The following is a 22,793-nucleotide window of genomic DNA, read 5'->3' as shown; positions in this document are numbered from 1 at the left end:
TATAACTCATCGGATGCGTCTCGCGGCAGGATGCCCGCGCAATCGACGCGGAGGGAAAACTTTCAACAGGCGGCGCATCGCAATGTTCCAGCTTTTCAAGCTTTCCTGGGTCCATTCTGCAGATTGGGGAATTCGACTCTTGGCATAGGGCGTGGTTGTCGTGCGGTGTACCACGATCGAGAGGAGGACGACCAAACTGGCGGCCGGCCAATCGGCCGCAAGATCAGTCCGTTTGGTGATGACCAGGCTGTAGTCGACGGCAGCTTTGTCCATCGGCTCGAACCAGCAAAACAGCCGGGCTTCGCGCGACCGCAACCCGTTCTGCAGCAGGGGCCGGTAGGAGCATTGGAGACGCGGGAACACGGCACCAGCGGCGACCGTCTGGGCCATGTTTGGCCTCGATATTAGGTCTATTTGGCTTTGGGCGTACGACGACGATCATTTGGGGCGGAAATCGCTCGGCTCACACGAACGCGACAAGCGCAACAATGCCCGCGAGAACAACCAAGAAAACGAGGAAGATGCCGCGCCGTCCGGATGAACTGTTTTGCAATTCGGCAGGAGTGTGCGGAGGGGAGCGTTTCTTCTCGCGTTCGGGGACGGACGGAGCCACCGTGACTTTACCCGCTGGGGTGGCTGAGGGCCCCGCTCCAGCCTCAGCGTCGGTGCCGAGAGGTGCCGCCGCTGGATCAGAGAAATTGACCTTGTCGCCCGTCTCGCCGTGGTCGATGCGCTGGCGGAGCCGGTCTGGCTCGGCCGATTGACTTGGGTGGACTCTGCGTCGTTTGCGATGTGCCATGCTGAACCTCTCATTTGGCCCCATCAACATGACGCGCATCGGGATGTTCCCCAGAAATCTGGGAACATTGGTTTGTTGTGGTGGTTGCAGGGGGCGTGTTCCCTTCGAAGGGAATGGGATACTTTCAAGGAGCAACGCCATGAAAACTCATTTCTGCGTGGCCTTACTGAGTGCAATGCCTTTCGCAACCGGATGTTGGGCGGCGGAGGTCACCGCGAATATACTTGACCGCGAGGGTAATGAACTCGGCGCCGTTCGCGTTCGGGATACGCCTTCTGGGGTAGCGGTGGCGACCGTCACGCTCATCGAGTTGCCCGAGGGCATCCACGCCATTCACCTGCACGAGACGGGCGATTGTGAGTCAGATGATTTTTCTTCAGCAGGGGGCCACGTGGCTGGCGAACATGTGCATGGGGTCATGTCCCCTGAAGGGCCACATCCGGGCGATATGCCCAATCTGACGGTCAAGGAAGATGGTGTCGGCGAGGTCGAAGTCTTCCTGCCAGCCTTCGACGTCGAAAGATTTCTCCTCGACGCGGATGGTGCTGCCTTCGTTATGCATGCTGGCGTCGACGACTACGAGAGCCAACCCGCTGGCAACGCCGGCGACAGGATTGCCTGCGGAGCGTTTTCCCTGCGATCGGAGTGATGACAAAATTCTGGCTCCTGCAATTGGAATTCGGGGCAAAGGAGTATCGACGAATGTTCTCGTAATCGCGTCGCTTTCGGTCGCAAGTTTTAGGTCGTCCGACCTGCACCTGCAGTGCCAGTCCCATCGCGCCAGATACGCGCTGAGATCTCCCCGATGGGAGGAGTCCCGGAGGGAGTGGCTAAGACAATTGGATGCTGCGGCGGGGCCGCGTGTGTCATGCTCGCAGCGCTTGCCTCCGGCTCCGGTCAGAACGAGCGCTTCCGGCCGCATGATCGGCGCGGCCGCGACCCGAACATGACCGTTGCACCTCCCGCGCAGCCTGAGAAGAAAAACCACCTTCTTGGTGAGCGGCCGTCCCATCTCACCCAATCCATGATACACTGTCATATCGGGGCAATGGAAAAAAGTCGGGACAGAATGCGATATGTACACTACGCCAACAAAAGAAGAGCGTGAGGACCACCTCAAGCCTAAGCTCGAGAATTCAATTGGAGTGGCCTGCGAACAGGAGGTTCCGGAACAGTTGCGCGAACTTGCGCGTCAGCTGCAGGCTCATCTGAGGCATAAGCAGATTTACGGGAAGTAGATGCCCGCGCGCGGTCCGATCCGTCCTGAGTCTGGGTTGATAGTCAGCTCGGCGGCAGCCCGGCCATCCTGAGGCGCAGGCAACAACTTGCCGGTGGTCCGCCGGGTCGTGACGTCAGCGTGTCTTGGGGACGCCAAGCTGCGGGAAAATCGCGGTCGCTGTGCGGGAACATTCCGGATGGCATCCGGTTTCAAACCGGAACCGGAAAGGAGCCGAAAGATGGCAAGATCGAAACAGGGGAAGACTGATGATCCCGAGCGGCCGGCCGAACGTCTGGACCGAATCCGGCCCGATCATGTGGACCGTCGGGTCTCTGAGCAGGGAGCGATCGAGCAATCAGGAGAAGGCGGCCGTCCGCGTCCGCCGAACGAAGGTCGCACGACGCGAGGCTCGTCCTCAGAGGACTCGCGCGGCTGATCGCCATTAGTAAGACACTCAGAAACCTCCGCGGCAGATCAGCTGTCGAAAAGGACGGCGAAACTCTCGAAAGGTGCCATCTCGAGGTCGGGATCAATCCGCCTCCGTGCGCGATGTGAAGAGACGAGACAGCGCCCTTCGCCGCAAGTATCTAGCGGCAGGCAGACCGCTTGCCGATTGGCGGTGAAATTTGCCAGTACGAGAACCCGCGCCGACCCCAGCCTGCGTTGAAATGCCATGATCGCTGAGCTGTCCGGAAGCAGCGGTTCGGTCTCGCCGAAGGCGATGACGTCGAGTTCTCGGCGCAGCCGGACAAGGTGGCGGTAATGTGCGAAGATGCTTTCCGGATCGGACCTGTCTTGGGCGACGTTGATTTGGTCTGCGTTGGAATTGACCTCGATCCATGGCGTGCCTGTGCTGAAGCCGGCCCCGTGGCCCGCGTCCCATTGCATGGGCGTGCGGGCGTTGTCACGGCTGTTCCGGTTCGCCCCGGCGATGAATTCTTCCGGCGCAACGCCGCGCGCGATCTGATCTTCGAAGTGGTTCAGAGTCTCTAGGTCGCGGTATTGGTCGATCCGCTCGAAGCGCGCATTCGTCATGCCGATCTCCTCGCCCTGATAGATGAAGGGCGTCCCCTTGAGCATGTGCAGGACTGTTGCAAGCATTCGCGCCGAATTGCGCCTGTGCTCGCCGTCATCGGCGTAGAACGAGACCTGTCTTGGCAGGTCGTGATTGGTCAGGAAGAGCGCATTCCAGCCCTCGTGGCGGGTTAGCTCTTGCCATTCGAAGAGCGCACGCTTGAAGCCGACCAGATCAAATGGTTTCGGGGCGAACTTGCCCAGTTCGGGGTGCCATCCCTCACGGATGTGGGAGAACTCGAAGACCATATCCAGTTCTTTGCGTTCCTGTGCGCAGTAGAGCAGCCCCGTTTCCGGCGAGACGGACCAGCTTTCGCCGATGGTGACGATCTCCTGCCCGGTGATTACTTCGCGGTGCATCTCCTGCAGGAAGGGGTGCAGGTCGGGTCCTTCCTCGTAGATCCGCTGATCGATGTCCTTGCCGATGAGGCTAATCACGTCCATGCGGAACCCTGCAATCCCCCGATCGAGCCACCACCGCATCATGTCATGGACCTCGGCCCTTAGGGCAGGATTTTGCCAGTTCAGATCGGGCTGTGCGGGACTAAAATAATGGAAATAGTAGCGTTGCACCTCCTCGACCCAAGTCCAGGCCGGGCCTCCGAAGACGGCTTCTTGGTCATCGGGGGGTGCGCCACCCGCAGCGGCCTCGCGCCAGATGTAATAGTCGTGCTCGGGGGCGTCGCGCGACTTGCGTGCTGCCTTGAACCATGCGTGCAAAGACGAGCTGTGATTGACTACGAGATCCATGACGATCCCAATACCCCGGTCACGGGCCTCAGAGATCAGTCGATCCATGTCGGCGAGCGTACCATATTCTGGCGCGATCGCGCGGTAATCGGAGATGTCGTAGCCATTGTCGACCATCGGTGAGGCGTACACCGGCGAGAGCCAGATGAACCCGACGCCCAGGTCGGCGAGGTGCCCGAGTTTGCCGATGATGCCGGCAATGTCGCCGACGCCATCGCCATCGCTGTCGGCAAAGCTGCGAGGGTAGATCTGGTAGCCGGTCGCTCGATGCCACCAATGCTCCAACCGCTCGGGAGCTTCCGCTGGGGCAGGGGCGTGGGATTTCTGGCAAGTCATGGCGGGTCCTTTCTTCCGTTTCCGGGCAGGGCTGCTACGGCCAGCGGACCCAGCGTGAGCCGGTTTCCCTCAACACGCGCGGCACCTGCTTGGAAGTCGATCTGCATGGCGTTCTGCGGTAGAGAGATCACGACCTCGGATTGTCCGAAGTTCGCGAAACAGAGCAACGAGTCGCCTTTCTTCTTCCGCTCGAAGCCTATGACCCGGTGGGGCAAATCGGTGAGGATGGTTTCTGATGCCGTGCGCAGCAAGGGCACGCCGCGCCGCCAGCGCAAAAGTGCACAGGTGAAATGCAGCACCGAACCGGGATCGCGCTTCTGCAGGTCAACCGCCTGCTGGCGATGTCTCTCCGCCACTTTGTGATATGGTCGCGGCGCCGAAGTGAAGCCGCAGTGCGGCGCAGTCGAATCCCAAGGCATCGCGCACCGCACGCCGTCGCGCCCTGGGAAATCAGGCCAGAGCGCCTTGGCCCAGGGGTCCCTGATCTCTTCGGGGGCGAGTTCGGGCTGCTCGAGGCCGAGTTCCTCGCCTTGGAACAGGATCGTGCCGCCGGACAGCGTCGCCTGGAGAAAAAGAAGCAACTTTGCTGCCTCCCGGGCCCGTCCTGCCGCACAGGCGCGCGGCATTAGATTCGACACCGCTCGCTCGGAGTCGTGGTTGGTGAAGACGTTATAGCTGGAACCGGGGACGAGGTAGTGTGACCGGACCTCAAGCATGTTCGTCCAGTCCAGCAACGTGTCCGAGCGGTTGATCAGGTCGAAGTCATACACCGCGTGCAGCCTATCGTCGCCGACCGTGTACTTCGGCGCGAGGCGCGAACTGTCGACATCTGCCAACTCTCCGATCAGCACTCGCTGTGGGTCGTACTCGTCCGCGATACGACGGATTTGGTGAAGGATCGGGATGGCCTCGGGGACGTCCCGGTCGAAGAGGTGCATCTGCTTCTTGAATGGATTGTTTGGCCCGCCACCGACCGACGGGTTCTCGGCGGGGCGCGCCGGTGGATTCGAGCGCAAGTCCCGGTCGAAGCTCAGGCACTGCACCGCGTCGATCCGGAAACCATCAATGCCGATATCCAGCCAGTAGCGCAGAATGTCCATCATCTCGGCCAGCACTTGCTGGTTCGATAGGTTGAGCGCCGGCTGACTACGTAAGAACGGGCGATAGCAATATTGGGCGCGTCGCGGTTCCCAGCGCCAAGCCCGGCCGCCGAAGGAACTTATCCAATTGTTCGGCGGCCCTCCATCCACAGCAGGGTCGGCCCAGACGTACCAGTCGGCCTTCGCATTGTCGCGAGACGAAGCGCTTTCGACGAACCATGGGTGCTGATCCGAAGTGTGTCCCAAAATGAAGTCGAGCATCACCTTGAGACCAAGCGCGTGGGATTTCTCAACCAGGGTGCGAAGGTCATCAACGGTTCCGAAGGGCGGGTACACGGTGAGAAAATCGCTCACGTCGTAGCCGCTATCCTCGTGAGGGGAAGCATATGGCGGTGTCAGCCACAGCCCGTCGACGCCGAGTCCGTGCAGATATTCCAGTTTCTCTACGATCCCCGGGATGTCCCCGATGCCGTCGCCGGTAGCGTCGTTGAAGGATGGCAGATAGACCTCGTAGAAAACCGCTCCGCGCCACCATTCGGGCGGCTCCGGCGGCTGACCGAGGTGGGTCATGGCGTAGACCAGTTCGGCGTCGCGCTCGGTCGCTGACATGACAACTCCTTTTGATCTCCAGCGGGGGCGAGGATAAAATCGGTCCTGCTTTGTTACTGCTTCTATGGATAAACTGTTGAAGAGGGACGATGTTCCAGAGGTCCGAGGCAGGAGGGAAAAGCCGGCCCCGGTGTCGGTTCGTTTTGGTTTAAGACTGAGCGATACCTACCTGATGGCGCTGAACGGCTGGGATGCACCAGCCGCGACTGAGATGATCGAACTGGACAGCTGGTCACCCCAGTCTGGGGATGAGCCCTCTCACTGGGTGTCTAGCTCGGTGAGGAGTGCCTCAAATCTTCGGCGGTTCAATGGACCGCGCAGTTGGCGGGTGGTGACGCTGTCGGCGCGAAACCGCCTTATTTGTTCGCTGCGCGATATATTGAACCGCTTGTAAGCGCCAACAAGCTTCTGGGCCTGGTTTGAGGCTGCGATCGCGGTTACTGCGACGCTAACGAGATCATCGAGGATGTTGGCCTCAGCGTCCGAACCGCGCGTTCGATCAGCCAAGTCGTTGAAACTTCCGATATCGAGCGCTTCCCCGCTTCCAAGCGGGCCCTTCGTCGTGCGTTCGAGAGGCCTGTTGGCTTCCTCGACGGGCATCTCTTTTCGATCAGTGACGATGAAGCTGTGGGTGGCGCTCGAATAGCAAAGCTCAACCACGATTGCGGCGATGTAGATCGGCTCGGATCCCATATTGGTGAGAATGCAGCGTGCGTTTTCGTCCGTGGCTACGCCAAGATCGAGGTGTAGAACGCTGCGACGCTGCCTGGCGAAGCTTACGAGCAAGAGCTGCAGGTAAATGACCCAGACGAGGACCATCAGCCCGTTCAAAAGGACGTTGGCGCCGTCTGCGTTCTGCTGAATCCAATTCCATACCGTCACGGCGTGAAAACCTTCGTGATTTCTCTTGCAATCTTGGTGTTGGCCTTGGCACCGTCGGTGGAAAGCCCACCATCCGCTGCCCCGCATTGCATGAACCGGCGACGGTGCGTCCTGTTCCTGAGTGACGTGCTGCCAAATTTTTGGCGCGGATATTTTTGCCAACAATTTCACTTCCGAAGACGGAGATCCGAGAAAAAAAGATCTTCAAATTTCCTTTCTCAGTTCCGCCCACTCAAGTCGCAGGAGCGTCCGGGGATTTAATACTTAGATTGGAATTTTTTGGTTTTTACCGCGGTACCTTTGTATTTATGTGGAGTGAGTCAAATTTTATCTCAACTTTTCTTTTCGCTCCGGATGGTCCAACAATTTGGTCGTCTACGCGCAGATCATGGTTATTTTTACACTCGAAAGCAGCGTAGGAGGTGAATTTGTGTATTCCGGGGGCAGGGCAGTTGAGGTCGCTGCGAAGCCACGCGATAAACGCGTTTCGTTGGGCCGCACGGATGGAATAGATATCGAATTGCGCGCGTGTTGGCGTGGCATTCGGTGAGAGGGGCAGAGAGGGGCCCGCGATGCCTGCGTTCAGAAACTCAACTGCCAGAAAGTCTCCGTCGAAAGATCCGCCTTCCGTCTCAACCTGAAGATAAAAGGGGACCATTTCCGCAATCATCTCTGCAAGGTGTTCACGACCCCTGCGCAGCTTTTCTTGTCCGAAAGCAGGTCCAGAAGATTTCTTTATCATAGACGCCAAAGCGCCGATCCCGACAGACTCGCAGAAGAGTTTCGTTTTGCCACCGCAAAAATACTGTCCAATGTTAAACGGTGATGTGACAGCATCGACATGCAGCGCGTCATCCAGATCCAAGATACCCATGGAGCGAGCCACGTTATTCGCGGTACCAGACGGAAGTATGGCAAACTCGCCTCCCCCCCAGTTCCTCAGCTGTGGAAGGAGCTTTCCCAACGTACCGTCCCCGCCAGCTATGGCAATGAGATCACTCTGCGCCGTCCTTAGGTCGACCGGCCCTTCCTCCAAGCAATGATATCTGGGCTCATAACCATGCTTACGCAACAATGTTTCCAGGAACCTTCGAGAGAGATTACCGCTTCCCGCACTGACCCTGTGGATGAGAAAAGCCGATTTCATGAGATTTGTCCTAGGTGCCCGTGGCCAGATTCGTATTGAAGCTCTTCATCTCAATGAGTCTCGGGCCGCGGCGTCGCTGTGGATGAGGGCGGCTGTCGCGTCTTTTTTTCCCATAACGAGCTGGGAAGACCACAATCTGAGGTCGCCCGACATCGATGCGAGCTCGAACTTCTCGAAGGCGTTCCACCCGTTCCCACGCTGCTGTAGAAGTTCGAGGCCGCAGGCTTTTACCAGGACGACGCCCGCAGCGACGTCCCAGAGATTGGGCGAAAGGAAATGAGCGCCGGCAAGCAGGCCGGCCGCCACGAATGCGCACTCAAGGGCCGCGGACCCAGTTTTTCGGGAATGGAACCGAGGACTATCTAGGTCTGCGACACCTGGCAGACCGAGGAGGCCGGCTCGGAGGTTCGCATTTCGTTGCCGAACCATGGGATTTCCGTCGAAATTCAGCGTCCCCCCAGTGTGGGCTGAATAGACACCTGGCCGCAGTAGATGGCTGGTGGAACACCACACAGCACCGACCTCTGGCGTGCCATCGATCAGCAAGCCGATCGAGCTTGCGAAGAGTGGCAGGCCGTTGACGAAATTCGCGGTACCGTCCACCGGGTCGACCGCCCAGACGTGGGAGTGGTGACGGCCTGGTCGCTCATCAATCTCCTCTCCAATGATGTCGTGCTCTGGGTATTGCTCGCCTATGCGGGCGCGCAGAAGTATCTCGACAGAATTGTCGACCTCCGAGACGGGATCACGTGTTGAGGCAGGGGTCCCTTTGTAGTCGACCGCAACCGTGCGGTTCATCGCAGCTTCGATTTCGGCCCCTGCAACTCGGGCAAGTTCGGTCGCTAGGATCTCGAAGTCTTTGAGTGGGACTGAATCTGGTGGCGGGCTCATGTCTGCTCTTTTCTAGGTATGTGGATGCCTTTGGTGGATGGGCCAAGCAACACTCAGGCAAGTCGTCTCGGACTGCGTCGCCGATCAGACCTGGTCTGCCGTTTATCCTGCGAAGCCTACTCGGTAGATAAGAACCGGTACGATAAGCAGTGGGATCAGAGAGATGGCGATTAGTCCGCCATCTCTGGTCAGAAGACCTGCGGAAAAGAGCGCAATAGCAGCTGATGCTATTGAACCAGATGTCGGGATTATCTCCATGAAGGGCATCAACAAAGTTAGGCCAAGTGTGAGGAGCAGTGGGACCAAAAGCCAAGGCCGATGGCACAGAAAGGTCAGGCGTGGCCTGAGAAGCCGTTCGATAAGCTCGACAGGCCGACGAATCCAACCAATTCCCTTACATATCTTTTCCGAAGACAAGTTTCGTCCGGTAATGAACTGCGGTAACCAGACGTGCTCGCGACCGAAAATCATCTGTATCGAAAGTATGAACACGATGCCGGCGACCACAGCCGTGACCCCCGGGATCGCACTCGCCGGTGAGGTTGAAATCAGCGAGAATGCGAGCATGAGGGCCGCGAAGGACTTTTCTCCGAGTGTCTCTACAATATTTTCAACTTTAATGCTCTCACCTTGAACGGAGCTTTCCAGCTTGTCCAAGAGCTCACTCAGCTTTTGTGTCTTCTGATCGGGCATGTTTTTGCTCCGGTTTCTCTTGGCTGTAGTGTCAGAGAGATGCTGCCAGCCAAGAAAGTGCACTGGGCCGGTCCTTGAATTGATACTTGGCACAAGTACGGTCACCGCCAATCCGTGCGCCGAAGCCGCCAATCGATTGCGCCATTTCGAAACCGTCTTCGTCAGTGGTGTCATCGCCAATCATTACCGGTACACGTCCGGAAAAGGGAGCTCGCTTCATGAGGTGCATTATGGAAGTGCCCTTGTTGATGCCCTGCGGCGTGATCTCGCTCACCATGTGCCCATTCATGCTTTTCAGCCCGAGCATAGATGCAATTGACGATACGGAATGTCGAACGCGCGAGCCGACCTCTGGTCGGTCACGGTAGTGCACCGCGACCGCGCCAGGCTTTCGCTCCATAAGAAGGTTAAACTCGGCGGCCAAAGGACTCAGTGCATTGGCTGCTTCCACCAAAGGACCTGTGTATTCACTGCTCTGCAAGACTTTCCCTTCCGCGGCACGAAATTCGAGGCCGTGAGATCCAACCAAGGTGAGATGCAAATGTGCAAGGTTGGCTTCTAAGTCGGAAAGGCTTCTGCCGGAGATGACCGCCGTTGCGCCATCCGTTGCCCGGGAGAGACGAGTGAGCAGCTCGCGTGTTCCAGTGGTAAGGCATACGAGTTCCGGTCGATCCGCTAAGGCTACGAGCGTGCCATCAAAGTCGAGGAAAATTGCATGAGAGTTCCAATCCAATCTTTCGGGCGGCTGTGGAGGTCCGCTTCGCATAAAAACTTCCTCTGACTGCTGGACAAGCAATTGGGGGCGGGAGCCCCGGTTCCTTGCCACAGAAACAGGTGGGACTTCAAAATGTTCCTGAGGAGATGAGACGCAAGGCAAAATTGACGAGAAGCAAGGTAAAATTTGGTGCCAGAAAGTTTTCGAAGCGGAATTTGCGAGGCGGTCGCGTCTTCCTAAAAACTGATAACCATTGGCGGTGAGCGCGACGCGATCAAGTGCCTGTAAGTCCCCTCGAGAAGCCGCTGACTGTTGCTCCTGATGCCGGGGATGCGCCGCGCTCTCTAATGTAACCAGAATCCGAGTAAATGTTCCTGCTCGTGGGTTGGATATAGTGAGCGCGGTGCTAAAGGCTCTCCCGGGTTGATAGATTTCCGGCTTCATGAACCTTTTCGGATGGAGCCGGACGTTGCGCATGTCCGGATATCCGAGGACGTCGAATAGGCACCGCGCTCACAAAGGAAACAGCCACGATCGATCTATGTTCCAGAAAATCGAATTTTTGGTTTGCAGGTATAGACCCTGATGGGTGGCCGGCACTCATGTGCCGTGCGTCAAGCTTCGGATAGGTGTGGCTTCTTAGGAGGAATTCTGGAGCGCACGGCGACCGCGGCGTTAAATATTCTGCCCGCTCTGCACCAAGTCTCTCACAGTGAGGTATGCGCTGCGTCGATGCCGGCGGCAGAAGCAAGAAACGCCGCGGTGCGATCGATCGGCCCTTACTCATCTGTCGGAGTGCATGTCTCTCATGGATGGTGAACGTGGCTCATTCCGCCAAAGGGTGCAGAGAGAACCTCTTCCCATGGACGGTGAGAAAGAGGCCTGTCCTTGGCTGAAGACCACGCTCGTTTCGAAAACCGGGGCAAGAGGGAAATGTTCCAGAAAATCTCTGGACGATAGTAGCCACTCGCAAAAGCAAGGCAGCCCAGACAGAACATCACTAGCTGACCTTGCCTAATGCTAGAACAGAGTATGCCGAATGAGGCGGCCGAACTACGCAGCTCAGCCGCGATCATGGCTCTCAAGCTCTAGGGAAGCGCATAGGCGATCAGGTAGTCCCCGATCGGGGTTTCCATGAAGTGATGCCCCGTCGCTGCGATCATCACGTATTGCCTGCCCTCTACCTCATAGCTGATCGGGTTCGCCTGTCCGCCCGCGGGCAGTTCGGTGCTCCAGACGGTCCTGCCGGTCTCGATGTCGATCGCGCGGAAGAGATTGTCGGTCGCCGCGGCGATGAAGACCAGGCCTCCGGCAGTGATCACCGCGCCGCCGTTGTTTGGCGTGCCGATCTTGATTGGCAGCATCGACGGCACTCCGAACGGCCCGTTTTCGCGCGCGGTGCCAAGTGGCGTGTCCCAAAGCGTTTCGCCGGTGGACATGTCGATTGCCCGAATCCCGCCGTAGGGCGGCTCGACGCAGGGCATGTCCGTGAGCGCACTCCGCCAGCCCGCGTTCACATCGATGGCGTAAGGGGAGCCGGTCTGAGGATCGCCCGCGCCCTCGGCGTTTTCGCCCGCGGTGTCCCCGGTGCTCTGTTCGTGGATCGGCTGGAGATTTCGCGCATCCGCCTCTTCGCGGGTCAGGAGACGATTGTAGTTCGGAATATTGTTGTAATTGGCCACGATAATCCCGCGCTCGGGGTCCACGGCCACGGAGCCCCAATCTGATCCGCCGTTGTAGCCCGGATACTGGATCCACGGGCGCTCGCTCGAGGGCGGCGTGTAGAAGCCCTCATAGTTGGCGCGGCGGAACTGGATGCGGCACCAGAGATGATCTAGCGGCGTGAAACCCCAGGCATCCTTCTCCTTCAGCCGAGGCCGTCGCAGAGTGTGCCACTCCGAGACGGGCTGAGTGTCCGAGATGAACTCCGGCTCGATCTCGCCTTTCGGAAGCCCGGTCAGCTCTCCCACCGGGGTGAGCGGCTCGCCGGTTTCTCGGTTGAGGATGTAGATATCGCCCTGCTTGGAGGGCAGGATGATTGCGGGTGTACCTTCGTAGTCGATCAGCGTCGGTTGGCTGCCGAGATCATAGTCCCAGACGTCATGCCGGACGGTCTGGAAGACCCATGCGACCGCCCCGGTAGTGACGTCAAGCGCGACGAGAGAGGTCGCGAATTCATTTTCCGCCTCAGAGCGGTTGGAGCCATAGTAGTCGACCGAGGAATTGCCCATCGGCAGGTAGACATAGCCTAGCGCCTCATCGGCGACGGCCGTGGTCCACATGTTGGGTGTGCCGCGCGTGTAGACCGCGCCCTCGGGCGGCCCCTGCCGGTTGGCCTCGGCCGCGGCGAGGTCCCAGGCCCAAGCCAGGTCCCCTGTGCGGACGTTGTAACCTCGGATCACACCGGAAGGGGCATCCTCAGCCTGGCCGTCCTTGACCTGAGCGCCGGTCACCAGAATGTCGCGCACAATTACGGGTGGCGCGGTGACCGCATACCAGCCGGGGACTCGCTCGCCGATGTCCTCCCAGAGGTCAACCGTGCCGTTCTCGCCGAATGTCTCGCAGGGAACGCCAGTTTCGAGATCGACGGAGACCAGCTTCGCATCGAGTGTTCCTTCAATCACCCGTGACGCACAGGTGTTATCCGCCGCGGCCTCGGGGTCCCGATAGACGGTGACTCCACGGCACGTCGCGCCGTAGGGTATCGCGTCGTTCGGGACGCCGGGATCGAAGCGCCAATTCTCGTCGCCGGTGCGCGCGTCGATCGAGATCAGGACATTCATCGCCGAGCACATCAGGAGGTCGTCGCCGACTTTCAGCGGTGTCGTTTCGGGAGAGTATTTGCCCTTCGCCGTGCCTTCCGGCATGTCGCCAGTCCGGTAACTGAAGACTTGCTCGAGCTGATCGACGTTGCTTCTGTCGATCTGATCGAGCGGAGAGTATCGTGTCGCATGCGCGCCGCCTCCGTAATAGGGCCAGTCGGCGCCTGCTTGGGTTGCCACCCGAGAGGGTTCCGAAGCGGCGGCTTGATCGGAGCTTTCATCGGCTGCTTGCGGCGCCAGGGAATTGTCTGTTGGTCCGCCGGAGTCCAGTGCCGGCGTCCGTTCGACCCGAGGCGTGCTGGGCGTTTGTGCCGTCTGATCCTCGGTTGGTTCGCCGGAATTTTGCTCTTGTTGCGAAAGGCTTGCACCGGGAGACATTCCGAGGGCGACCATGCAAATGGTCAAAGCAATTCTGAAAGTCATCTGATATCCTGTTGGCTGGCGCGCTGTGGCGAAGCATTTCAGAATTCGGTCGATGCGCGCTCCAAGCTTCGCCCTCTCACGGGGACCGGCCGTGATGCCGGTCCCCGCCCCTTCATCGTCTGCGGTCGAACGGTCGGCAGTTCCCGCTACCTCCACTTCCAGGAGAGACCGTTCGCCACACTCGTCACCCGACCGCCGCCTACGGCGGGTGGCGAGGCTCTCAGACCGGCGCGGCGTCGCCGCCCGCCCGCCTGATGCGCAGGTTGTTCTGGACGTGCTCGACGCCCATCACTTCCTCTGCGCAATCCTCGGCCCGACGTTTTTCCTGTCGCGAAGACACTTCGCCATTCAGCGTCACCTCGTTGTCGCTGACTTCTACAGTGATGTCCGAGGCGTCGACGCGTGAATCATGAGTGAGGTGATCGTTCACATCTTCAAGGATGCGCTCGTTCGACCGCCGGTAGCCCTTTGGGCCTCGCCCGCGGTGATCCTGTTCGCGGCGCCTTTCGGCCTCATCATCACCGAACCACGAGGCCACCTCATCGCCAGCGCGGTCCCAGAAATCACGGGGATTGTCACGATAGCGATCGCGCCAATCGTCCGGCCTTCCGTAGGGGCCAGTGCCGAAGGCGCCGGGGTAAGGTGCGTAGGGCACGCCGCCCCAAGCCGTCGGGTCCGATGCCGCGTAGGGATCGTAGTCCTGACCATACTCTCTGCCCCAGCCGCTTCTGCGGGGATCGCGATCGTCATGCGCGCGAGTTGGTGCAGCACGGCGGCCGGTGCCCATGCGAATGTTTTCATCATATTGGCGTACCATTGAAAGTCCTTTCACGCTGGCCTGCGTTCCGTGGGTGGAAGCGTCGCAGCTTCTTTCGGTTCAAACCGCTTCGTTGAGTCGGTTCTCGGCGATGTGGGTGAGTTTCTCGTCCGCTTCGCGCTCTTCGGCGAGGGTCTGCTTGAGCAGATCGGCGCAGTCTTCCCGGCCAATCTCCTTAGACCAGGCAATCAGAGTGCCATACCGCGTGATCTCGTAGTGCTCGACCGCTTGGGCCGCCGCCGCCAAGGCAGCATCTAGAACCTGACTGTCTGAGACATCCGAAGAGATCTCCTCGGCCTCCTCAATGATTCCGTCGATCGCTGGGCAGGTCACGCCCTTGGCCTCGGCACCGATCATCTCGAACACCTGTTCGAGCCGCTGGACGTGATCGTGGGTTTCTTCCAAATGCGCGGCGAAGGCTTCGCGAAGCTTCCCCTCGGACGCCTTGTCAATCATCTTCGGCAGCGCCTTCTCGATCTGCTTTTCCGCATAGTAGATGTCCCTGAGCGTATGCAGATAGAGGTCTTCCATCGAGTCGATGTCCTTCGAGAAAATCGCCATTCGTGGTCTCCTTTTGACTCCCGTGCAGCGCCCTCCTCTGGTGCTGCTTCGTGGGCCAACAAACAGTCACTTGTGGCTTTTGTTCCCGCCCGCCGGACGAGTTTCGGGCAATCTCTGAAATGCGCGGCGCGCGGTCGCCGCGAACAATTTTCCGATCTGTCTGTTTGAGTTCGCGAGAGGGTTGTGGCCCTCAGCAGCGAGAGGAGAAAACCATGCCGGCAAAATCGAAGGCACAGCAGAAGGCCGCGGGTGCTGCGCTGTCAGCAAAGCGCGGAGATACGCCGAAAGACGATCTCAAGGGCCCTGCGCGTGAGATGTTCGAGTCCATGTCTGAGGACGAGCTCGAGGCGATGGCGTCCACCGAACGCACCTCAAAACCGGACCACGCCGATGATGGCTGACGGTGAACGTGGGGTGCGGAGTGAGGCAGGGATGGATGACCGGCGCCCGCCTAAGGGCCTCATGACTGTGATCGGGGGCACCGGTTATCTCGGGCGGCGCATCGCGCGGCACCTCCTAAACGACGGGTGCCAGGTCCGCGTGGTGGCCCGCAACGCCGGCGGAGCGGGCCTGCCTGCGGCGGAGAGGCTGGAAACCGTGCAGGCCGACATCACCGACAACGACGCGCTTGCAGGAGCGGTGGCCGGATCGCAGGCCGTGGTGAACGCGGTCAGCCTCTACGTCGAGAAGCCAGACCTCACCTTCGAGGACGTGCATGTCGAAGGCGCGGCCCGTCTCGCGCGGCTCTGCGCGACCGACGGCGTCGAGCGTCTTGTGCAGGTATCGGGAATCGGCTCGGACCCGACCGATCCCGATACCTACATCAGTGCGCGCGGGCGAGGCGAACACGTTGTGCGTGAGATGTTTCCCGGCGCGGTGCTGGCAAGGCCCGCGGTGATGTTCGGAGCCGGTCGCGGGATTGATGCTGAGATACTCAAGCCCTTGAAGACGCTTCCGGCTTATCCACTATTTGGAGATGGAGATGACCGGCTGCAGCCGGGACATGTGGGGGACGTGGCCAGGGCGATCGCCAATGCGATGCAGCAGGACGACCCTTGGGCGAGCTACGATCTCGCTGGGCCGATCGTCTACCGATATCGCGACCTCGTCCGCGCCGTGGCAGCCAGCGCCGACATCCGTGCGCACCTGGTCTCGGTGCCCTATGGGCTGTGGTCGCTCGCCGCCGCGCTGGCCGAACGGCTGCCAAGCCCGCCGCTGACTCGGCACCAGCTTGCCCTCGTGCGGAAGGGAAATGTCGCCGTGAATGACGGAATGGCGGCGCTGTCGGTCTCTCCGCGCAGGCTTGAGGACAGCCTGCGCGAAAAACGTGCCGCCGGATAACCTACATCGGGCCGGCAAGCCACGCGCCCGTGCGAGCGCAGAAAGGACAAGACATGACCGAAACGGTATCGGACTTCCTGCTAGCCCGCCTGCAGGACTGGGGCGTCAGACGCGTCTTCGGCTATCCTGGCGATGGCATCGGCGGGCTCATCGCGGCGATTGGTCGACGTGAGTCGGGCCCGGAATTTGTCCAGGTTCGTCACGAGGAGGAGGCGGCCTTCATGGCCTGCGCCCATGCCAAATGGACCGGCGAGGTCGGGGTCTGCCTGGCGACTTCGGGACCTGGAGCAATCCACCTTCTGAACGGGCTTTACGACGCGAAGCTCGACCACATGCCTGTTCTGGCAATTGTCGGCCAGCAAGCGCGGGCAGCGCTTGGCGGCAGCTACCAGCAGGAGGTCGATCTAGAAACCCTGTACAAGGACGTGGCCTCGGCGTTTCGTGCAACTTGCATGGTGCCAGCGCAGGCGCGCCACCTTTTGGATCGCGCCCTGCGCATTGCCCAAACTCGCCGCACGGTGACGGCGCTGATCCTGCCCAACGACGTACAGGAAGCTGAGGCGGTCGCAGAGCCTCCACATGCGCATGGAACGGTGCATTCAGGGATTGGGGCGCCCACGCCGCGCGTGCTGCCGCGCGAGTCCGACTTGGCTCGGGCAGCCGAAATCCTCAACGAGGGCAAGCGTGTGGCGATTCTGGCAGGGGCCGGGTCGCTCGCAGCGTCCGAGCCTTTGCAAAGGGTCGCGGAAACATTGGGCGCCGGGGTTGCCAAGGCGCTGCTCGGCAAGGCGGCGTTGCCCGACGACCTGCCCTATGTCACCGGCGCAATCGGGCTGCTTGGCACCGCGGCGTCGGACTGGATGATGCGCCATTGCGACACGCTGCTAATGGTCGGATCGAGATTTCCTTACTCGGAGTTTCTGCCCGAGGAAGGGCAGGCGCGTGCGGTGCAGATTGATCTAGATCCGACCATGCTGTCGATCAGATATCCGATGGATGTCGCGCTGACCGGTGACGCGAGCGAAACGCTCGAGGCACTCTTGCCGCTTCTTCGCGAGAAGGACGAACAGGGATGGCGCGAAGATCTTGAAAAGCAGGTCGCCGAATGGCACGAGGCCGAAGAGGCGCGTTCGCTACAGCAGGCCAATCCGGTCAACCCCGAACGTGTCTTTCGTGAGGCCTCGATCCGGTTGCCCGAGGGGGCGATGATCGCGGCGGACTCCGGGACCTCAGCCAACTGGTTTGCGCGGGCGCTGCACCTTCGGCGGGGAATGCAGGCGACGCTCAGTGGCACGCTCGCGACGATGTGTCCGGCCGTCCCATATGCCGTTGCAGGGAAATTTGCCTTTCCAGACCGCGTCGCCCTGGCCTTCAGTGGAGACGGGGCGATGCAGATGCTTGGCAATGCCGCACTGATCACGGTCGCGAAGTCCTGGCGTGCCTGGAGCGATCCTCGACTGATTGTCTGCGTCCTCAACAACGGCGATCTGAGTCAGGTGACATGGGAACTGCGCGCCATGTCCGACAGCCCGCGCGTCCCCGAGACACAGGACGTGCCGCCCTTTGACTACGCGGGGTACGCCCGTTCGCTCGGGTTAGTGGGCCTGCGGGTGGAGACGCCGGAGGCACTCGGGGCTGCGTGGGACGAGGCGCTGGCCGCCGACCGTCCGACGCTGATTGATGTGGTGACAGATCCCGACGTTCCGGCCTTGCCGCCGCACGTGACCTTCGATCAAGCGCGCAGCTTTGCGCGCTCATTGCTACACGAAAAGGATCCCAAGGGCTTGATACGTAATACCTTCCGCAGGCTCTGAACGGCGAAGCGCGATCGCGGGCCAAGAGGCCTTGGAACATCGACGGCGTTCCGCTGTTCGCAGATGGCAACGGTTGGAAAGGAGATCTCTGATGCAAGCCAAGGACGCAAGGCACAGCCCGCCCACCGCCAATGCCAAGGCGCCGAACCGCGGCGGCAGAATCGCTACCACGATCCTCGCAGTGGTGCTGCTGGTGTTCGGCCTCGCGCTGCTCGGCGGCGGCATTTGGCTGATTTCTCTGGGCGGCAGCTGGTACTACGCCCCCGCAGGACTGGGGCTCTGCGCGACCGCCGTCTACCTGTTTCGCCCGTCGATCATGGCGCTCTGGGTATATCTCGTCACCTACGGGGCCACCCTGGTCTGGGCGCTCTGGGAGAAGGGATTCGATGGATGGGCGCAGGTTCCGAGATTGGTCGCGCCGACCGTGGTGCTATTGCTCGTCTTCGCCACGATCCCGGTGCTGCGTGCCGGCAGCCGCGCGAGGCAGGAGGACGCTGCGACCAGGCTTCGCCCGGCGTGATCCGCCGATCCCAAAGACACCGAGAAAGGCCTTGTCATGACCCAGTTCTCTGATGACCGCGTGCAGGAGAGGCAACCCGGCCTCGAACACGAGATGTCCCCGCGACCTGATTTTGCCCCGCGCTTCGCAGGCTCCTGCCGGCTGAAAGGGCAGGTGGCGCTGATCACTGGAGGGGACTCCGGCATCGGTCGCGCCGCGGCGGTGCTTTTTGCGCGTGAGGGGGCAGACGTTGCAATTCTCTACCGCGATGAGGATCAGGACGCGAACGAGACGCTTGAGGCCATTCGCGCCGAGGGGCGCGCGGCAATGGCGATCCGCGGCGATGTCGGCTCGAAGGCATTCTGCGTCGACGCGGTTGGGCGGGTCGTCGAGAAATTTGGGGCTCTTCACGTCCTGGTCAATAATGCCGCCGAACAGCATGCGCAGGACAACTTTGAGGATGTCACAGAGGCGCAGATCGAGGCGACCTTCCGCACGAACATCTTCGGCCAGATGTTCATGGTCCAGGCCGCGCTGCCGCATCTGACCGAGGGAGCGAAGATCATTTGCCTCACTTCCGTGACCGCCTACCGCGGTCAGGACTTGCTGATCGATTACGCCGCGACCAAGGGGGCGATCCTGACCTTCGTCCGCGGGCTGGCCCACAAGCTGGCCGGGAAGGGGATACGGGTCAACGGCGTAGCCCCCGGCCCGATCTGGACGCCGCTCATCCCGGCCTCCTTCCCGCCCGACAAGGTCGAGTCGTTCGGCAAGAGCAGCACTCTGGGCCGTCCGGGCCAGCCCAACGAGGTGGCGCCTTCGATCCTCTTCCTCGCCTGCGCGGATTCCTCTTTCATGACAGGACATGTGCTGCATCCGGACGGGGGTGAGCCGGTCGCGGATTGAGACGCGTCGCTGATACTTGCCTCAGGCCTAGACCAAGCCGATCACGGTCGCGATCGCCGTGGCGATGATAGAAAGTCCCGCGAGCGCAAGAGCGCCGTCCCTGACCAGCAACGTCAGGGAGAATAGGCCTACCGCGCACCCCAAGATGGAAGAGGCAAAAGGAACGAGTTCAAAGACCGGCATCGCGAGGCCGGAGGTCAGACAGACCAGCTCCACAAGACGATCCGCAGGGGGCGCGATCAGGAATGTCAGACGCGGACGCGTGACCTTGTCGAGCTAAGCAGCAGGCCCGCGAAGACAACCGACGGTTTGCTTCAGTCGCTTGCCGGGGAGCCTTTGCTGCAGCAGTGCCTTGGGCAGCCAAAGGTGCCGCCGCCCGAGCAGCACCTGAGACGCGACAAGGGCGATGAGGCAGCCGCAGAGGCTTGAGAACAGCCGGACCCCCGAAAGCGGTGTCACGACAGCAAATGCTGGGACCATCAGCATCGGCGCAAAGCTGGCGCGGCCGACCTGTTCCAGCAAAGTCCGCACAGTGACCTCGCTATCCGTCTCGCCGGCGTGGGCCATTCGGTCGACGATCTCCCGCATAGAGCGGGGCGCCTCTATCGCGGGATCAGCCGCCAAGGTCTCTGTTTGCGTGTTCCGGCATGTCAGCGTTCTGGACGGGCCATCCGCCGGTGCATTCGTGCCAGGAGCGTTTCCGGCAACAGGCCCGCGAAGACCGTCTGGACCTTGTTCATGAAGCCCGGCACGACGCCGCTTTCGCCCTGAAGCATCGCGGCATAGCCAGCGCGTGCAACCCTGGCCGGGTCATCCTTGTCATCGCGGGCACCGATCGGCGTGTCCGTCATCTCGGCGCGGTCGAAGAACTCGGTGTCGGTCGGCCCTGGCATGAGACAGGTGACGGTCACGCCGCTATCCAGAAGTTCGTCTCGCAAGGCATAGGAAAAACTGTCAAGAAAGGCCTTCGTGCCATTGTAGACGGCCTGAAAGCTGCCGGGCATGTAACCGGCGATGGATCCCGTGATGAGGATGCGGCCTTCGTCCGCGCGACGCATTTGGCGGCCGACCTCGTGCACCAGCGCGAGCGTGCCGCCGACATTGGTATTGACGACGTTGAGCGCGGCGGCGATATCCTGGTCCAAGAATTTCTCGCCGAGCCCGATCCCGGCATTCGCCATGAGAAGCGCGGGAGGCCGATTGCCGGATTGCGCCAGAAGGCGCGCGACCTCGGCGCGTGTCGACAGATCTGCCTGAACCGCCTCAACCTCTGCGGCTGCGTCGGCTCGCAGCATTTCGGCGACCTCGTGGATCCGCGGATCATCAGCGCAGATCAGCAGTGCGTAGCCGTCGCTTGCCGCGCAGCGCGCGAGTTCGAGTCCGATCCCGCTCGACGCGCCGGCAATGATTGCCAGATCAGACATGGCTAATCCTCTCTCAGGGTTTGAGAACGACTTTCGTCCACTCGTTCTGGTTCGTGCTGAAATTTCTGTAGCCGGTCGGCGCCTCCTCGAGCGCGAGCCGGTGCGAGATGAGGAAGCTGGTGTCGATTTCCCCTTCCCCGATCCGCCGCAGCAGGTCGTGCGAGTAGCGTTGCACGTGGGTCTGCCCGGTTCTGATCTGCAAGCCCTTTTCCATCAGAGCGCCCAGTGGAAACTTGTCCGCAAGGCCGCCGTACACACCGGGGATCGACACGCGGCCGCCCTTTCGCACGGCGGTGAGCGCCATGCGCAGGGCATGTGCACGGTCTGCACCGACACCGATCTTTTGCTTGACTGTGTCGAGGATGTTGTCTGGCGAAAAGCCATGGCTCTCCATGCCAACCGCATCGATCACCGCGTCCGGACCAATGCCACCGGTCATGTCCATCAGCGCCTCGAGCACATGCGTACGGGCATAGTCAATGACTTTGGCTCCGAGAGTGCGGGCCATGTCGAGCCGGTTCGGATGATGATCTATCGCTATGACCTCGGCTGCGCCCATGCGTAGGGCGCTTTGCACCGCAAAGAGCCCCACTGGTCCGCACCCCCAAATCGCGACGATGTCGCCGGGTTCTAGCTCGGCGTTCTCCGCGGCCATCCAGCCAGTCGGAAGGATGTCGGAAAGAAAAAGGACCTGCTCATCTGCCAACCCATCGGGGATCACGATCGGACCAACGTCGGAAAACGGGACTCGAACATATTGCGCCTGCCCGCCGGGATAACCGCCGGTCAGGTGCGAGTAACCGAAGAGCCCGGACATGGCATGACCATAGAGCATCTCGGACGCGTCCTGCGTCTCGACGGGGTTGGAATTGTCGCAGGCAGAGAACTGACTCTTTCGGCAGAAGTAGCAGTTCCCGCAGGAGATGGTGAAGGGCACCACCACCCGCTGACCTTTCGTCAGCGGACTGTCGCGCCCGGTTTCGACGATGCGGCCCATGAACTCGTGCCCGAGGATGTCGCCCGACTTCACGCCGGGGATGACCCCGTCGTAAAGATGAAGGTCCGAGCCGCAGATCGCGGTGGCGGTCACCTCGACGATGACGTCGCGCGGGTTGAGGATTTCGGGATCGGGCACCGTGTCTACACGGACGTCGTGGGTGCCATGCCAGGTCAGGGCTCGCATTTCAGGCCTCCGTTCGGGTTCTGGTGGTGGCGATCTCCCCGGTCTCCACGAGCATCTTGAAACGTTTCAAGATATGGCGCGCACGTGTCTCCGGATCGCGGCGCGCAAGTTTGGCAAGCCAGTGTCCGGCCGTGCCGGCGCGAGGATCATGGGCGACATGGGCGCTGACCTCGGTTCCCCGCTCGCCTGGTGCGTCCCGCAGCAGGACCTTGCCTTCCATGTCGAGGTCCGAACCGGCGACGGTCCGCCATGCGAGAAGCTTGCCCGGCCGTTCCTCTATGAAGCGCGTCCGGAAACTTGCCGAGCGGCCCGCGACCGTGTCGAGTGTCCAATGCCATAGCCCGCCGTCGCTTGCGCTGACCCTTCCGGCACCGGCCATGAGCCGCGTGAGGATGTCCGGATCACGCAGCATTTCATAGAGCCTGTCGCGCGGCGCGTTGATGCTCACCGTGCGTCCGGTGACAAGGTAATCACCAAAGCGGTGCCGCCGTGCCGTGCGGCCCGGGGCGCTGTCGGGCGGATGGCCCGGCGTGGGCTGTTTCATCGCGCGCCACGACGTGAAGGCGACGGCGGCAACGCCAAGCAGGGGCAGAACGAGCCGCGAAGGGGACTGTCTCATGGCAAGCCTCGCTTCTTGGGAGGTGAGGGTTGCAGCCGGAAACAGCCGCTCCGGAGATTTGTTCCGGGCAATATCTAAAGGGCGGCGGAGGAAGCTGCCCGGTCTGTTCAGCCGCGCAGCCGCAGGCGGGAACAACGGGGCCTACAGGTTGTTTCGCTCGGGAGATTGG

21 protein-coding genes and 1 pseudogene are annotated in these 22,793 nt (G+C 60.9%); 6 read left to right on the top strand and 16 right to left on the bottom strand.

Annotated elements, in window-relative coordinates:
* Positions 1 to 6 precede the first annotated feature (6 nt).
* Both G0D83_RS06850 and G0D83_RS06845 read right to left on the bottom strand, forming a co-directional pair.
* A complete protein-coding gene (locus tag G0D83_RS06850) occupies positions 7 to 390 on the bottom strand; it encodes a hypothetical protein (RefSeq protein ID WP_164190975.1) in 384 nt (127 codons plus the stop codon).
* Positions 391 to 463: 73 nt separating this feature from the next.
* Complete coding sequence (locus G0D83_RS06845; RefSeq protein WP_164190814.1) at positions 464 to 799, bottom strand: hypothetical protein; 336 nt, start codon at positions 797 to 799, stop codon at positions 464 to 466.
* A gap of 139 nt (positions 800 to 938) precedes the next feature.
* Between G0D83_RS06845 and G0D83_RS06840 the strand changes: the two genes are divergently transcribed.
* On the top strand, positions 939 to 1,448 hold the full coding sequence (locus G0D83_RS06840) for a superoxide dismutase family protein (RefSeq protein WP_164190970.1): 510 nt from the start codon (positions 939 to 941) through the stop codon (positions 1,446 to 1,448).
* A 1,044-nt stretch (positions 1,449 to 2,492) separates the two neighbouring features.
* On the opposite strand, the gene G0D83_RS06835 is transcribed toward G0D83_RS06840, so the two are convergent.
* From G0D83_RS06835 to G0D83_RS06790, 10 genes are all read right to left on the bottom strand, one after another.
* A complete protein-coding gene (locus G0D83_RS06835) occupies positions 2,493 to 4,178 on the bottom strand; it encodes an alpha-glucosidase (protein ID WP_164190967.1) in 1,686 nt (561 codons plus the stop codon).
* Positions 4,175 to 5,887 (bottom strand): alpha-amylase family glycosyl hydrolase, encoded by a 1,713-nt coding sequence (locus G0D83_RS06830; RefSeq protein WP_164190963.1) that lies wholly within the window; start codon positions 5,885 to 5,887, stop codon positions 4,175 to 4,177. Before G0D83_RS06830 ends, G0D83_RS06835 begins: the two co-directional genes overlap by 4 nt.
* Before the next feature lie 258 nt (positions 5,888 to 6,145).
* Positions 6,146 to 6,769: a hypothetical protein gene (locus G0D83_RS06825; RefSeq protein ID WP_164190959.1), complete on the bottom strand. Its 624-nt coding sequence runs from the start codon at positions 6,767 to 6,769 to the stop codon at positions 6,146 to 6,148.
* Between the two features lie 286 nt (positions 6,770 to 7,055).
* The gene (locus G0D83_RS06820) at positions 7,056 to 7,916 is read right to left on the bottom strand and encodes a diacylglycerol kinase family protein (RefSeq protein ID WP_164190956.1); all 861 of its coding nucleotides are present in this window, start codon (positions 7,914 to 7,916) and stop codon (positions 7,056 to 7,058) included.
* Positions 7,917 to 7,961: 45 nt separating this feature from the next.
* Positions 7,962 to 8,807, bottom strand: coding sequence for an inositol monophosphatase (locus G0D83_RS06815; RefSeq protein WP_164190953.1), 846 nt, complete (start codon positions 8,805 to 8,807; stop codon positions 7,962 to 7,964).
* Between the two features lie 102 nt (positions 8,808 to 8,909).
* Positions 8,910 to 9,500, bottom strand: coding sequence for an exopolysaccharide biosynthesis protein (locus G0D83_RS06810; RefSeq protein WP_164190950.1), 591 nt, complete (start codon positions 9,498 to 9,500; stop codon positions 8,910 to 8,912).
* A 31-nt stretch (positions 9,501 to 9,531) separates the two neighbouring features.
* Positions 9,532 to 10,692 (bottom strand): trehalose-phosphatase, encoded by a 1,161-nt coding sequence (gene otsB, locus G0D83_RS06805; protein WP_164190945.1) that lies wholly within the window; start codon positions 10,690 to 10,692, stop codon positions 9,532 to 9,534.
* Positions 10,693 to 11,303: 611 nt separating this feature from the next.
* On the bottom strand, positions 11,304 to 13,460 hold the full coding sequence (locus tag G0D83_RS06800; protein WP_235958006.1) for a pyrroloquinoline quinone-dependent dehydrogenase: 2,157 nt from the start codon (positions 13,458 to 13,460) through the stop codon (positions 11,304 to 11,306).
* Between the two features lie 220 nt (positions 13,461 to 13,680).
* Positions 13,681 to 14,247, bottom strand: coding sequence for a BON domain-containing protein (locus G0D83_RS06795; RefSeq protein ID WP_235958005.1), 567 nt, complete (start codon positions 14,245 to 14,247; stop codon positions 13,681 to 13,683).
* 90 nt (positions 14,248 to 14,337) lie between these two features.
* Positions 14,338 to 14,838 (bottom strand): ferritin-like domain-containing protein, encoded by a 501-nt coding sequence (locus G0D83_RS06790; RefSeq protein WP_164190922.1) that lies wholly within the window; start codon positions 14,836 to 14,838, stop codon positions 14,338 to 14,340.
* A 212-nt stretch (positions 14,839 to 15,050) separates the two neighbouring features.
* Between G0D83_RS06790 and G0D83_RS06785 the strand changes: the two genes are divergently transcribed.
* The 5 genes from G0D83_RS06785 to G0D83_RS06765 all read left to right on the top strand — a co-directional run bounded on the left by G0D83_RS06785 (position 15,051) and on the right by G0D83_RS06765 (position 19,398).
* Positions 15,051 to 15,239, top strand: coding sequence for a DUF3008 family protein (locus G0D83_RS06785; RefSeq protein ID WP_164190917.1), 189 nt, complete (start codon positions 15,051 to 15,053; stop codon positions 15,237 to 15,239).
* 61 nt (positions 15,240 to 15,300) lie between these two features.
* On the top strand, positions 15,301 to 16,179 hold the full coding sequence (locus G0D83_RS06780) for a complex I NDUFA9 subunit family protein (protein ID WP_203595567.1): 879 nt from the start codon (positions 15,301 to 15,303) through the stop codon (positions 16,177 to 16,179).
* 53 nt (positions 16,180 to 16,232) lie between these two features.
* Positions 16,233 to 17,993 carry a thiamine pyrophosphate-requiring protein gene (locus tag G0D83_RS06775; RefSeq protein WP_164190910.1) on the top strand — a complete coding sequence of 587 codons (1,761 nt, stop codon included), beginning with the start codon at positions 16,233 to 16,235 and terminating at the stop codon, positions 17,991 to 17,993.
* A gap of 91 nt (positions 17,994 to 18,084) precedes the next feature.
* A complete protein-coding gene (locus tag G0D83_RS06770; protein WP_164190907.1) occupies positions 18,085 to 18,513 on the top strand; it encodes a glucose dehydrogenase in 429 nt (142 codons plus the stop codon).
* A gap of 36 nt (positions 18,514 to 18,549) precedes the next feature.
* Complete coding sequence (locus G0D83_RS06765) at positions 18,550 to 19,398, top strand: SDR family oxidoreductase (RefSeq protein WP_203594982.1); 849 nt, start codon at positions 18,550 to 18,552, stop codon at positions 19,396 to 19,398.
* Between the two features lie 27 nt (positions 19,399 to 19,425).
* On the opposite strand, the pseudogene G0D83_RS06760 reads toward G0D83_RS06765, so the two are convergent.
* From G0D83_RS06760 to G0D83_RS06745, 4 genes and pseudogenes are all read right to left on the bottom strand, one after another.
* Positions 19,426 to 19,986: pseudogene (locus tag G0D83_RS06760) on the bottom strand (exopolysaccharide biosynthesis protein).
* 62 nt (positions 19,987 to 20,048) lie between these two features.
* A complete protein-coding gene (locus G0D83_RS06755) occupies positions 20,049 to 20,822 on the bottom strand; it encodes an SDR family oxidoreductase (protein WP_164190904.1) in 774 nt (257 codons plus the stop codon).
* 13 nt (positions 20,823 to 20,835) lie between these two features.
* Complete coding sequence (locus G0D83_RS06750) at positions 20,836 to 22,005, bottom strand: zinc-dependent alcohol dehydrogenase (RefSeq protein ID WP_164190901.1); 1,170 nt, start codon at positions 22,003 to 22,005, stop codon at positions 20,836 to 20,838.
* A gap of 1 nt (position 22,006) precedes the next feature.
* Positions 22,007 to 22,549 (bottom strand): SRPBCC family protein, encoded by a 543-nt coding sequence (locus G0D83_RS06745; protein ID WP_164190898.1) that lies wholly within the window; start codon positions 22,547 to 22,549, stop codon positions 22,007 to 22,009.
* Positions 22,550 to 22,793: the final 244 nt, after the last annotated feature.

The organism is Salipiger sp. PrR003 (assembly GCF_010500785.1).
In the GTDB taxonomy this organism is placed as follows: domain Bacteria; phylum Pseudomonadota; class Alphaproteobacteria; order Rhodobacterales; family Rhodobacteraceae; genus Salipiger; species Salipiger pacificus_A.
The sequence above is the reverse complement of the archived record's forward strand: the minus strand, read 5'-3'. Positions and strand labels throughout refer to the sequence as shown.